Raw genomic sequence first — 12,810 nt, 5'->3', positions numbered from 1 at the left:
GCGGGGGGGGCACCCGGTCGGTGCGCGCTCAGTCCCGCGGCGGCTGGACAAGGCCGCGCGCCACCGCATCGCGGGCAAGAAAGCGGTCCAGATAGGCGGGCAGGTTGGCGAAATCGTCCCAGCCCACGATCTCGCGCGCCTGATAGCCCACCAGCACCGCACGCAGCCAGGGCGCAATCGCGATATCGGCGATGGAATAGTCGCCACAGACCCAGTCGCGCCCCTCAAGCCGTTTGTCCAGAACGCCCATCAGCCGTTTTGCCTCGGTCACGTAACGGGTGCGCGGGATCGGATCGGCCACGTCCTTGCCGCCGAATTTCACGAAGAACCCCATCTGCCCGAACATCGGCCCGATGCCGCCCATCTGGAACATCAACCATTGCAGCACCTCGGCCCGTGCGCGCGGATCGGCTGGCAGCAACATTCCCGTCTTCTCGGCCAGGTAGATCAGGATCGCGCCGCTTTCGAACAGGCCGACAGGTGCGCCGTCCGGCCCGTCGGGATCAATGATCGCGGGGATCTTGCCGTTGGGGTTGAGCGAGGTGAAGGCGTCGGAAAACTGGTCGCCCGTGTTGATGTCCACCTTGTGCGCCTCATAGGGCAGGCCGGTTTCCTCCAGCATGATGGATACTTTCACGCCGTTGGGCGTGGGAAAGGAATAAAGCTGGATCGCGGCGGGATTGCGCGGCGGCCAGTGCCGCGTGATCGGAAAATCAGTCAGATCGGTCATCGGGGCCTCCTTTGTCCGGCCCCGTGATAGCGGTTTGAGCGCAAGATGGAAGGGGGGCGCCGAAGGCACCCGCACCGGGTATTTTGACCAAGAAGAAGCAGGCAGCGGCAGCGCGCTGCACCGGCGCGGTACGGTCAATGCCGTGTCAGGTCATCCGCGGCGAGCGCGCCTCGATGCCCTGCGCGCGGCCTACCGCGTCATTCGTCAGCAGGCCGGCATGGGTATTGAGACCGGCCAGAAGGTGCGGGTCATCGGTGCAGGCCTGGCGCCAGCCCTTGTCCGCCAGAGCCAGCATGTAGGGCATCGTCGCATTGCCCAGCGCGATTGTCGCGGTGCGCGGCACGGCCCCGGGCATGTTGGCGACGCAGTAGTGCACGATGCCGTCCACGGCGAAGATCGGATCTTCGTGGGTGGTGGGGTGCGAGGTTTCGAAGCATCCGCCCTGGTCGATGGCGACATCCAGCAGCACCGCGCCGGATTTCATCCTGGCAAGGTCCGCGCGGTGCACCAGCCTGGGTGTTTCGGCGCCGGGGATCAGCACCGCCCCCACCACCAGATCGGCCTGGTCCAGCAGCCGCGCCAGCGCGCCGCCCGAGGAATAGACCGTGCGGATGCGTCCGCCGAACACGTCGTCGAGATAGCGCAGGCGTGGCAGTGACCGGTCCAGCACGGTGACGTCCGCGCCCATGCCCGCCGCAACCCGCGCCGCGTGGGTTCCCACGACCCCGCCGCCGATCACCACCACCTCGGCCGGGCCGACGCCGGGCACGCCGCCCATCAGCGTGCCGCGCCCGCCGTTCGCCTTCTGCAAGGCCCAGGCGCCCATCTGCGGGGCCAGACGCCCGGCGACCTCGGACATCGGCGCCAAGAGCGGCAGGCCGCCCGCCGCATCGGTCACGGTTTCATAGGCAATGGCGGTCACGCCGCAGGCCAGCAGGTCGCGGGTCTGGTCGGGGTCGGGGGCAAGATGCAGGTAGGTGAAAAGAACCTGACCCTCGCGCAGATGCGCGCGCTCTGCGGCCTGCGGTTCCTTGACCTTCACGATCAGATCGGACCGGGCGAAGATTTCCTCGGCCGTATCCACGACCGCCGCCCCCGCGGCGGTGTAATCGGCATCGGTGAATCCCGCACCCAGCCCGGCGTCGGTCTGGATCAGAACCTCGTGGCCATGGTCCACCGCCTCGCGCGCGGCGTTGGGGGTGAGGCCGACGCGATATTCCTGTGGCTTGATTTCTGTCGGGCATCCGATGCGCATGCGGTTCTCCCTTTCCCGTGATGACAGGATGCCGCAGGGCGCGAACAAAAGCTTTGAAAAGCGCCGCTTGCACCGGCGGGCCAGAGGTGAAATCTTGCGTCAAACCCGCATTCGACCGAAAGTTCTTGCGTGCGCTTGCAGCTTGACAATACCGACCGCCGCCTGCTGACTGTTCTACAGAAACAGGGTCGCATTTCCAATGCGGAGCTCAGCGAGCGGGTGAACCTTTCGCCCTCGGCCTGCCACCGGCGCGTGCAGCGGCTGGAGGCCTCGGGCCTGATCCGCGATTACGTCGCGTTGCTGGATGCGCGCAAGCTGGGCCGCCCGACCACCGTCTTTGTCGAAATCACCCTGTCGGGCCAGAGCGACGATATACTCGAAGCCTTTGAAAAGGCCGTTGCGCGCGTGCCCGATGTGCTGGAATGCCACCTGATGGCAGGCAGCGCGGATTACATCCTGAAGGTCGTGGCCGAGGACAGCGAGGATTTCGCCCGCATCCACCGCCAGCACCTCACGCGCCTGCCGGGCGTGGCGCGGATGCAGTCCTCTTTCGCGCTGCGGACGGTGTTCAAGACCACCGCCTTGCCGTTATAGCACGACCACACCGCCAAGGAGCGCAGCATGGACGATCTGGACACCCGCAAGGCCATCATCGCGGCCTGCCTCAAGATGAATACCGTCGGCCTGAACCAGGGCACGTCGGGCAATATCAGCGTGCGGGTGGGCGATGACATCCTGATCACCCCCAGTTCCATCCCCTACGAGGATCTGGTGCCCGAGGACATCGTGCGCCTGGACATGGACGGCACGCCGCACGGGGGGCGCAAACCCTCCAGCGAGTGGCGCTTTCACCTCGACATCCTGCGCGCCCGGCCCGAGTTGGGCGCGGTGGTCCATGCCCACGCCCCCTACTGCACGACCCTGGCGATCATGCACATGGAGATCCCGGCGGTGCATTACATGGTTGCCGCCGCGGGGGGCGAGAACATCCGCTGCGCGCCCTATGCCACCTTCGGCACCCAGGAGCTGTCGGACCGGATCATCGAGGCGCTGGAGGGGCGCAAGGCCTGCCTGATGGCCCATCACGGGATGCTGGCCGCCGAGGCGAGCCTGGACAAGGCGATGTGGCTGGCCGTGGAGGTCGAGGCGCTGGCGCGGCAATATCACGGCGCGCTCTTGATCGGCGATCCGCCGCTTTTGAACGAGAATCAATTGGCCGAAGCAGTTGCGCAGTTCACCCGCGGCTACGGCCAGGCATAGCGCGACTCGCGCCGGGGCCGAGACGCCCCGCAGCACGGCACGAATACGCCCGAGCACACACCGAAGAGATGAGTATATACCCAAAGGCGCCGAGACGCATCCATTTGGGCATATGCCCTGCGCCATAATAGCAACTTTCAGTTGCCCTATTGCCACAGGTAATCGATGCTGGTCTGCAAGGCTCTGGTTTAACGCCCAAAAACACAAAGAATGGTGTGGTTGTTCTCACGCTGGAGACCTTGATGAGTATCGTTTTTCACAGCCGCGACGGCCGGTCCTGCTTGGGGCTGCGTATGCTTTTCGGCCGCAAGCAGGTCATATGCGATACTGGGGGACGTCGATTTCTTTTCGAGATCGAGGATCCCGATGCCTCCGAGGGCCTTGTGGCAGAGGCCCTGCGCGCCGCGGTCGACAGCCGCAATCCCGCCAATCGCGTGCTGGGTGAATTGCTGGCTCGGCGGATTCCCACCCGCCCGCAGGCCGAAGGCTGAACAGCCCTTCTGGAATCGGTATCGACGCACTACCCTGTTGAAAAACGAGCAGAACGGCCCTCCTGCAAGGATGGGTCGGGAAATACTTTCAAGAAACGGGTAGAACGCAGATGATGCAGGTGATCATTCACAGCGTCGCGGTGGTCGGGCTGACCGGCGATCCGGACAGGTTGGGTCTGGGTCCGGGCGATCCGCTGAGATTGCAGACCGAGACGGATGGCAAGATCGCAGTCCTTGCCCGTGCGCGCCCGGTGCCGTTTCGCGCCTTCAGGCGGCCACGCTGGGTGCGGCTGGGTCATCTGGGCCCGACGGCGACCGGGCTGGTCGCACCGATCCTGGGGCGGGGCGACCAGCCGCGGGTACGCATCGTCAACGTCACCTCGACACGTCTGGGCGGGCCCGATATCCGGTTGTCGGTCTGGGCCCATACCGAGCCGCCGCAACCGGCCGCCCCAACCCCACGCATCTTTTCCAAGAGCCGTATCCGCGAGCGCCCCTAGAAAGCGGACGCCTTGCCGCGCCCTGCATGGGCTGTGCCCCGGCGCCTGCCGCGCTAGATAGACGCGGCAGGAAAGGGCCGGGCAATGCTGCTGAATATCGAGAATGTCGAGAAGTCCCATGTCAGCGGTGGCAGCCGTGTCGCCGTGCTGCGCGGGGTCAGCCTGTCGCTTGAGGCGGGCGAGACGGTGGCGCTTACGGGCGAATCCGGTTCGGGCAAGAGCACCTGCCTGCACCTGTGCGCGGGTCTTGACCGGCCAGATGCCGGGAGGATCGTGGTTGTCGGCTGCGATCTTGCGCGGGCAGATGACGCGACCCTGGCCGGGCTGCGCCGTGGAACGGTCGGGTTGATCTTTCAACAGTTCAACCTGATCCCCTCGCTTACGGTTCGCGCCAACCTCGCCTTCCAGGCGCGGCTGTCGGGACGCGATGACCCGGACTGGTGCGGCGAACTGGCCATGCGACTGGGGCTTGAGGGCTTGCATGACCGCTATCCCGAACAGCTATCTGGTGGTCAGCAACAGCGCGTCGCGATCGGACGCGCGCTTGCCGCCCGCCCTGCACTGATCCTGGCCGACGAACCCACCGGCAATCTCGACGAGGCCACGGGCGATGCCGTTCTCGACCTGATGCTGGAGCTTGTCGCGGAAAGCGGGGCGGGGTTGTTGATGGTCACCCATTCGCCGCGCCTGGCCGGGCGACTGGGCCGACGGGTGCGATTGACGGGCGGCCGGCTGGCGTGATGCGGCGCGTCGCCCTTTCCGCGCTGTTGGCGCATTGGCGGCGGCACCCGCTGCAACTGGCGACGCTGTTGCTGGGGCTGGCACTGGCCACGGCCTTGTGGTCGGGGGTGCAGGCCATCAACGCCGAGGCGCGTGCAAGTTACGCGCGCGCGGCGGGCGTTCTGGGACAGGACCGGCTGGAAAGCCTGGTGCCCGCGCGGGGCCTGCCCCATCTCGACCAGGATATCTTTGTCAGCCTGCGCCGCGCCGGCTGGCAGGTATCGCCGCTGCTGGAGGGGCAATGGTCGCGCGCAGGCATCTCGGTACAGATCGTGGGGCTCGATCCCTTTACGGCGCCGCGGAGTGCCCTGCCCGGCATGATACTGGACGAAACCCGCATCACCGACTTTCTCGCCCCGCCCGGCCTTGCCTATGGCGCCCCCGAAACCGTGGCGGCGCTGACGGGCGTGGTGGGCCTGCCACCGCTGGCGGCCGCCGAAGGCATGGCGCCGGGACTTCTGTTCACCGATATCGGCATCGCGCAGTCGCTGTTGCGGGCCGAGGGGCGGCTTTCGCGGCTTCTGATCCTGCCAGACCAGCCGCGTAGCCGCCCGGAACTGGCCGCGATCGCCCCCGGACTGGAACGTCGCGCGCCCATCGAACAGGCCGATTCCGCGCAACTGACCGGCAGTTTCCACCTGAACCTGACCGCCTTCGGCTTGCTGTCCTTCGCCGTGGGGTTGTTCATTGTGCATTCCGCGATCGGCCTCGCGTTCGAGCAGCGTCGGCCGATGTTCCGCACCTTGCGCGCGCTGGGCCTGCCGCTGCGCGACCTCGTGGTGGTGCTGGCGGGCGAGGTAGTGCTGTTGGCGCTGGTTGCCGGGCTTGTGGGCATCGCGCTGGGCTACCTGATCGCCGCGGCCCTGTTACCAGATGTCGCCGCCACCCTGCGTGGGCTTTACGGGGCCACCGTGTCGGGCAGCCTGTCGCTCAGACCAGAATGGTGGCTGGGCGGGCTTGGCATGGCACTGGCTGGCGCAGCCATCGCGGCGGGACAAAGCCTTTGGCGACTCTGGCGCCTTCCGCTCTTGGCACCTGCACAGCCCACCGCCTGGGCACGTGCCTCGACGCGGGCGCTCGCCCGCCAAGGCATCGCGGCGGGTGGCCTGGCCTTGGTCGCGGTTCTGGCGGCGGTTCACGGGCAGGGGATCGCGGGCGGCTTCATCCTGTTGGGCGCGTTACTGATCTCGGCGGCGCTCGCGCTGCCGGGGATTCTGGCGCTGATGCTGGCGGGCGGCGCCAGGTTGGCACGCGGCGCGCTGGCGCAATGGTTCTGGGCCGACACGCGGCAGCAACTGCCGGGGCTGTCGCTGGCCCTGATGGCGCTGTTGCTGGCGCTGTCGGCCAATATCGGCGTGGGCACCATGGTGGCCAGTTTCCGCCTGACCTTTACCGATTGGCTGGACCAGCGCCTGCCCTCGGAACTTTATGTCACCGCGCGCGACCAAGAAGAGGCACGGCGCCTGCGCGACTGGCTGGCGCCACGCATCGACGCGCTGTTGCCGATCTGGAAGGTAGAGGGCACCATCCTGGGCGGGCCGGTAGAAATCTACGGCGTTGCCGATCACCGCACCTATCCAGACAACTGGCCGCTGATCCTGGGCGAGGCCGATACCTGGCAAGTGCTTGCCCGCGGCCAGGGCATGATCGTGAACGAACAGCTCTGGCGACGCGCAGATCTTGCGCTGGGCGATACGGTCCCGCTTCCGGGTGGGGCAGTGCGCGCCCTCGTCGGGGTCTATGCCGATTACGGCAATCCTAAGGGACAGGTCATCCTCGGGCTCGACGACCTGACCGCGCTTTATCCCGATGTCGATCGGCGCCGTTACGCGATCCGCACCGACCCGGCCGCCGTGCCCGAGCTCAAGACCGCGCTGACCGAGGAATTCGGCCTGCCGTCTGACAGCATGATCGACCAGGGACGGGTCAAGGAAATCTCGCTGATGGTCTTCGAACGGACCTTCCTGGTAACTGGTGCGCTGAACGTGCTGACAATGGCTGTCGCAGGGTTCGCGATGTTCACCAGCCTGCTGACGCTGTCCACCATGCGCCTGCCGCAACTTGCCCCGGTCTGGGCGCTGGGTCTTACGCGGAGGCGGCTGGCGCGGCTGGAACTGATCCGGGCGATGTTGCTGGCGGGGCTGACGCTGCTGGTTGCGGTGCCGGTTGGGCTGATCCTGGCCTGGGTTCTTTTGGCGGTGATCAATGTCGCGGCCTTCGGATGGAAATTGCCGATGCATCTCTTTCCCGCCGACTGGCTGTGGCTGGGCTTGCTGGCACTGGCCGCGGCGGGGCTGGCGGCGGCCTGGCCCGCCTGGCGGCTGGCCCGTCTGGCCCCAAGCGACCTGTTGAAGGTGTTTGCCGATGAACGCTAGGGTTGCAGTCCTGTGCGCGGCGCTGGCCTCTGCGCTGCCGTTGTGCGCGCTGGCACAGGGCTTTGCGGGGATGGCGCGCGATGCCGAGGGCTATGGCCTGCCGCAACGCGGCCAACGGCTCGCTTTTCCCATCGATCATGGCGCACATCCAGATTTCCGTATCGAATGGTGGTATCTGACCGCCAATCTTGAGGCCCCCGACGGCACCCCTTATGGCATCCAGTGGACATTGTTCCGCAACGCACTGGCACCGGGCAATCCGGGCACGGGCTGGTCTTCATCGCAGGCATGGATGGGACATGCGGCGCTGACCGATGAAACGGCGCATCGCGGCGCCATGCGGATTGCGCGCGGCGGCATCGGGCAGGCCGGGGTGACGACCGCCCCCTTTGCCGCCTGGATAGACGAATGGCGCATGCAGGGCATCGCGCCCCCCGGTGAGGACCCCCTATCGGCGCTCAGCCTGACCGCGCAGGGGGCAGATTTCGGCTATGATCTGCAACTTGCCGCCGAGGGGCCGCTGGTCTTGCATGGCGAGGAGGGGTTTTCGGTCAAGGCCGAGAGCGGGCAGGCCAGTTACTATTATTCCCAACCCTTCTATCGCGTTACCGGCCGGCTCGACCTGCCCGACGGCGCGGTGGCGGTGACCGGCCAGGCCTGGCTGGATCGCGAATGGTCCAGCCAGCCATTGGCCGAGGACCAGAACGGGTGGGACTGGTTCTCGTTGCATTTCGAGGACGGGTCCAAGCTTATGGCATTCCAGTTGCGCGGCGAGGGCACAGCGTTTCGCTCTGGGACATGGATCGCCGCGGACGGCAGCGCCACGCCGCTTTCAGACGACGCGCTGGCGCTGAGGCCGCTTTCGGAAACGCAAGTGGCGGGCCGCCGCATTCCAACGCGCTGGCGTCTTGCGCTGCCCGCGCATGGCGTGGATATCACCATCACGGCGCTACGCGGCGATGCGTGGATGGACACGATGGTACCCTATTGGGAAGGCCCGGTCCGGGTCAACGGCACCCATGCGGGGACAGGCTATCTGGAGATGACCGGTTATGAATGATTTCAATACCTTGCCTGGCGTTCTGGACCTCGTCTGGCAAAGGCTTTCAGACGGCATCCTCGATCGCCACGCAGCAGCCCGTACGCCCGTTCTGGCCACTCGGGGCGCGGCAGGCGCCGAGGCACGGATGGTCGTGCTGCGCGCCGCCGACCGGACGGCGGGTCATGTCGACATCCATTCCGATCTGCGCGCGGCCAAGGTGGCCGAACTGCGCGCCGAACCGCACGCCGCGCTTTTGGTCTGGGATGGGTTGGCTTTGCTGCAAATCCGTCTGCGCGCCCGGTTCGAGGTGCTCTCGGGCCCGGCGGTCGAGCCCGATTGGCAGGCAAGCGCGCCCTCATCGCGCACGCTTTACGGCGGCTCGCCCGCACCGGGCGCCCCCCTGCCTCACCCCTCGGACCATGCACCCGGCCCCGACCGCGCGGCATTTGCCGTGCTGCGCGGTTGGCTGACCGAGATCGAAACCCTGCACCTGCGTCCCGATCACCACCGCCGAGCGCTGTTTCGCGCTGCCGATGGCTGGGCCGGCAGTTGGCGCGCGCCCTGACCCCTGCGCCCCGCCCCGCGCGGCACCCATGCAACACGGCCCACGCCAGCCGCACAAAACCAAAGGCCACACCATGCACCGCACAGCACCGCCCCTCCGCGACCTCGTCCTGATCGGGGGCGGGCATGCACATGCGCTGGTTTTGCGGATGTGGGGTCGAAAACCGGTGCCGGGCATAAGGCTCAGGGTAATCAACCCCGGCCCGACCGCCCCCTATTCGGGCATGCTGCCGGGGATGGTTGCAGGTCATTACACCCGTGACCAGCTTGAAATCGCGATGGCTCCGCTGGCCCGTCACGCGGGCGCAGAGGTTATCCTGGGCCGGGCCGAGGGGATCGACCGCACGCGCCATGTCATCCACGTCGCAGGGCATGGCGAAGTGTCTTACGACCTGGCATCGCTGGATATCGGCATCACCTCAGATCTGCCGGACATGCCCGGCTTTGCCGACCATGCAGTGCCCGCCAAGCCGCTGGGCGCCTTTGCCGAGGCATGGGAAGGTTTCGTCGCCCGCGCCCTCGGCGCGCAGGGTGTCCCCCGCATCGCGGTGATAGGTGCGGGCGTGGCCGGGGTGGAACTGACCCTTGCCGCGCATCACCGGCTGGCCCAGGCCGGACGGGTGCCGGAAATCACGCTGCTGGATGCAGCCCCCGACATCCTGCGCGACGTAAGGGCCGGCGCGCGAGCGGCACTGATGGACCAGGTCGCGGCGCGGGGCGTGGCGCTGCGCACCGGCGCGCGGATCGTCCGGGTCGCACCAGGCGGCGTGATGCTGGCGGGCGGCGAAGCGATCCACGCGGACCTCGTCATCGGGGCTGCCGGCACGCGTCCACAGGGCTGGCTGACCGAAACCGGGCTCGACCTGGTCAAGGGCTTTGTCAGCGTGGACAGGTTCCTGCGCGCGACAAACGATCCCGCCATCTATGCCGCGGGCGATTGCGCGCACCTGTCCCACGCCCCGCGTCCCAAGGCCGGCGTCTATGCCGTGCGCGAGGCGCCGATCCTATACCATAATCTCAGGGCGGAACTGACCGGCGGTCGGCGCCGCCCCTACCAGCCGCAGCGCGATTACCTCAAGCTGATCTCGATGGGCGGCAAGCGCGCCGCCGCCGACCGTCTGCCCCTGCGGATCGAGGGTGCCTGGGTCTGGCGCTGGAAAGACAGGATCGACCGCGGCTTCATGCGGCAGTTTCACGAACTGCCCTGAGGGGCCCACGCCGCGCGAAGAGCCTCGACCGCCGCAATCACCCGCGGCAGGGCAGCGGCAAGCGCCGCCTCGTCCAGCGCCTGAAGCTCGACATATTCGCAGGACCGATCCTCGAAACGCGCGCGTTGGTTGGCGTAGCGGGGATCGTAGTGGGATTCCATCAACCCGCCTGCCAGGGCCTCGAATGCGCCCTCTTGCGCCATCGCGCGCCAATGCTCGATCCGCTCGCGCGGGTGCTGGCCTGACAGGGCGTCGATGGTGGCCAGCAAGCGCGCAGGATCATCGGTCAGGTCACGATAGCGCCGCGCAAGGTAGCGCGCCCGCGCGGCCAACGGCGCACCGAGCACCACGCGGGGGGCGGTTTTCATAGCCTCCCATAGCGCCGGGGGCAGGTTGACCGCGCCGATCCGGGAAGATTCTGCCTCGACCACCACCGGCCGGGTCGGGTCCAGACCCAGCCGCGCGAGCGCCAGGCGCGTCTCGAAACCCTTCTGCGCTGGCTGCCCCCCGGCCATCGCCCCGAAAAGCGAACCACGATGGTTTGCCAGCCCCTCAAGATCGATCACCTGCAGACCCGCAGTTGCCAGAAGCGCCAGCATGTCAGTCTTGGCCGTGCCTGTATTGCCATCGAGGATCACCACGGGCGCGGGCCATGGCGCACCATACAGCGCATCACTGACCAGCCGCCGATAGCTGCGCCAGCCCCCATCGACCGTCTCGGCCTGCCAGCCAATCTGGCGCAGCATCAGCGCGACCGAACCCGAACGTTGTCCCCCACGCCAGCAGTAAAGCAGCGGCTTCCAGCTTTTCGGGCGGTCGGACAGCACGGTTTCCAAGTGGCTGGCCACGTTGCGCGCGACCAGCGCGGCACCGATGCGGCGGGCGCGAAACGGGCTTTCGCGGGTATAGATCGTGCCAACGCGGGCACGTTCCTCGTTCGACAGCGCGGGCAGGGACATCGCACCGGGAATATGATCCTCGGCATATTCGGCCGGGGAACGCACATCGATGATGTCGTCGAAATCGAGCGAGGCAAGATCGGAAAGCGAGGTCAACGTCACGGGCATGGCGCCTGTCTACGCCCAAGTTCGGGCAGGCGGAAGGGGCTATCGCCCCCTCTGCCCGCGCACCGACACGCGGCTTGGCCCGGCGACAGACGACAGCCGCCTGCCCGCTCAGGCGTCCGGGCCGAAGCCCTGGCGCCCGATGCAGACATAGGCCTCGAACCCGGCACGCCGGGCCTCGCTGGGCGGATAGATGTTGCGCAGGTCGGCCATGCGGGGCGCCGACATCTTTCGGGCCAGGCGCTTGAGATCGAGGCCGCGGAACTCGTTCCACTCGGTCAGGATGATCAGCGCCTCGGCATTCTGCGCGGCCTTGTAGGCATCCTCGGTCCAGACCACGCCGGGCAACAGCGCTTCGCCCTCGCGCCGTCCCTGCGGGTCGACCACGCGAACCTTTGCCCCACGCCCCACCAGCGCGGGCACGATGGTCAGGCTGGGCGCATCGCGCATGTCGTCGGTATTGGGCTTGAACGTCACGCCCAGCACCGCGATCGTCTTGCCGTTGACCGACCCGCCGCACAGGTCGATCACCTTGTCGATCATGCGCCGTTTCACGGCGTCGTTGACCTCCATCACCGTTTCGGTGATCCGCATCGGGCAGGCATGTTCCTGACCGATCCGCGCCAGTGCCGAGGTGTCCTTGGGAAAGCACGACCCACCATAGCCCGGCCCCGCATGCAGGAACTTGTTGCCGATCCGGCCGTCAAGCCCCATCCCCTTGGCCACCGCCTTGATGTCGGCACCGGTCTTTTCACACAGCATCGCCATCTCGTTGATGAAGGTGATCTTGGCCGCGAGAAAGGCATTGGCGCCGTACTTGATCATCTCGGCCGATTCCAGGTCGGTATAGACGACAGGGCATTCGCGCAGGAAAAGCGGCCGGTAGATATCGGCCATCACCTCGCGGGCGCGGTCGGTCTGGATGCCGACCACCACACGGTCGGGGCGCATGAAATCGTCGATCGCCGCGCCCTCGCGCAGGAATTCGGGGTTCGAGGCCACGTCGAAAACCGCCTCCGGGTTGGCCTTGGCGATGGTCTGCTTGACCTTGCGGTTGGTCCCCACGGGCACGGTCGATTTCGTCACCACCACCGTGTAGCCCGTCATCGCCCGCGCGATTTCTTCGGCGGCGGACATCACGTAGGTCAGATCGGCATGGCCGTCGCCGCGCCGCGTGGGCGTGCCCACCGCGATGAACACCGCATCCGCCCCATCCACGGCCGCGGCAAGATCGCCGGTAAAGGTCAGACGACCGGCCTCCACGTTGCGCGCCATGACCTCGTCGAGGCCGGGCTCGTAAATCGGCACCTCGCCGCGCTCCAGCATCTCGATCTTGCGCGGGTCCTTGTCCACGCAGACAACGTCATGCCCGAAATCCGAAAAACAAACGCCAGAGACCAGACCAACATAGCCCGTCCCGATCATCGCAATCTTCATGATACCGCTCCAACGGAAAACTGTCTTCAGCCGGATGCGACAGCCGGGACCGCCAAGTCAAGCCAAAGAGGCCCCCGCTTCGTGAAGCTTCCGCGACAGCCCCC

13 protein-coding genes are annotated in these 12,810 nt (G+C 67.0%); 9 read left to right on the top strand and 4 right to left on the bottom strand.

What is annotated here, in order from left to right:
• Positions 1-28: 28 nt before the first annotated feature.
• Positions 29-730 carry a glutathione S-transferase N-terminal domain-containing protein gene (locus tag EV663_RS04380; RefSeq protein ID WP_132950572.1) on the bottom strand — a complete coding sequence of 234 codons (702 nt, stop codon included), beginning with the start codon at positions 728-730 and terminating at the stop codon, positions 29-31.
• Positions 731-875: 145 nt separating this feature from the next.
• Entirely contained in the window at positions 876-1,985 is a 1,110-nt protein-coding gene (ald, locus tag EV663_RS04375) for an alanine dehydrogenase (protein ID WP_132950571.1), read from the bottom strand.
• Positions 1,986-2,120: 135 nt separating this feature from the next.
• Here ald and EV663_RS04370 point away from each other — a divergent pair, with 135 nt between their 5' ends.
• From EV663_RS04370 to EV663_RS04330, 9 genes are all read left to right on the top strand, one after another.
• On the top strand, positions 2,121-2,579 hold the full coding sequence (locus tag EV663_RS04370; RefSeq protein WP_132950690.1) for an Lrp/AsnC family transcriptional regulator: 459 nt from the start codon (positions 2,121-2,123) through the stop codon (positions 2,577-2,579).
• Between the two features lie 27 nt (positions 2,580-2,606).
• The gene (locus tag EV663_RS04365) at positions 2,607-3,245 is read left to right on the top strand and encodes a class II aldolase/adducin family protein (RefSeq protein WP_132950570.1); all 639 of its coding nucleotides are present in this window, start codon (positions 2,607-2,609) and stop codon (positions 3,243-3,245) included.
• Positions 3,246-3,487: 242 nt separating this feature from the next.
• The gene (locus EV663_RS04360; RefSeq protein WP_132950569.1) at positions 3,488-3,736 is read left to right on the top strand and encodes a hypothetical protein; all 249 of its coding nucleotides are present in this window, start codon (positions 3,488-3,490) and stop codon (positions 3,734-3,736) included.
• 110 nt (positions 3,737-3,846) lie between these two features.
• Positions 3,847-4,236, top strand: coding sequence for a hypothetical protein (locus EV663_RS04355; protein WP_132950568.1), 390 nt, complete (start codon positions 3,847-3,849; stop codon positions 4,234-4,236).
• Positions 4,237-4,320: 84 nt separating this feature from the next.
• Positions 4,321-4,977, top strand: a complete 657-nt coding sequence (locus tag EV663_RS04350; protein WP_132950567.1) for an ABC transporter ATP-binding protein — start codon at positions 4,321-4,323, stop codon at positions 4,975-4,977.
• Positions 4,977-7,391 (top strand): ABC transporter permease, encoded by a 2,415-nt coding sequence (locus tag EV663_RS04345; RefSeq protein WP_132950566.1) that lies wholly within the window; start codon positions 4,977-4,979, stop codon positions 7,389-7,391. Before EV663_RS04350 ends, EV663_RS04345 begins: the two co-directional genes overlap by 1 nt.
• Positions 7,381-8,451 (top strand): lipocalin-like domain-containing protein, encoded by a 1,071-nt coding sequence (locus tag EV663_RS04340; protein ID WP_132950565.1) that lies wholly within the window; start codon positions 7,381-7,383, stop codon positions 8,449-8,451. The genes EV663_RS04345 and EV663_RS04340 overlap by 11 nt, the downstream gene beginning before the upstream one ends.
• Positions 8,444-8,998, top strand: coding sequence for a pyridoxamine 5'-phosphate oxidase family protein (locus EV663_RS04335; RefSeq protein WP_132950564.1), 555 nt, complete (start codon positions 8,444-8,446; stop codon positions 8,996-8,998). Before EV663_RS04340 ends, EV663_RS04335 begins: the two co-directional genes overlap by 8 nt.
• 73 nt (positions 8,999-9,071) lie before the next feature.
• The gene (locus EV663_RS04330) at positions 9,072-10,205 is read left to right on the top strand and encodes an FAD-dependent oxidoreductase (protein WP_165910124.1); all 1,134 of its coding nucleotides are present in this window, start codon (positions 9,072-9,074) and stop codon (positions 10,203-10,205) included.
• Here the strand turns inward: EV663_RS04330 and mnmH are convergent.
• Together mnmH and EV663_RS04320 are read right to left on the bottom strand one after the other, a co-directional pair.
• On the bottom strand, positions 10,190-11,272 hold the full coding sequence (mnmH, locus tag EV663_RS04325) for a tRNA 2-selenouridine(34) synthase MnmH (RefSeq protein ID WP_132950562.1): 1,083 nt from the start codon (positions 11,270-11,272) through the stop codon (positions 10,190-10,192). The two genes, EV663_RS04330 and mnmH, sit on opposite strands and share 16 nt — an antisense overlap.
• 108 nt (positions 11,273-11,380) lie before the next feature.
• Positions 11,381-12,706, bottom strand: coding sequence for a UDP-glucose dehydrogenase family protein (locus EV663_RS04320; RefSeq protein WP_132950561.1), 1,326 nt, complete (start codon positions 12,704-12,706; stop codon positions 11,381-11,383).
• Between the last annotated feature and the right edge of the window lie 104 nt (positions 12,707-12,810).

The organism is Rhodovulum bhavnagarense, assembly GCF_004343505.1.
Taxonomy (GTDB): Bacteria; Pseudomonadota; Alphaproteobacteria; order Rhodobacterales; family Rhodobacteraceae; genus Rhodovulum; species Rhodovulum bhavnagarense.
This window is presented reverse-complemented; position numbering and strand designations above follow the sequence as displayed.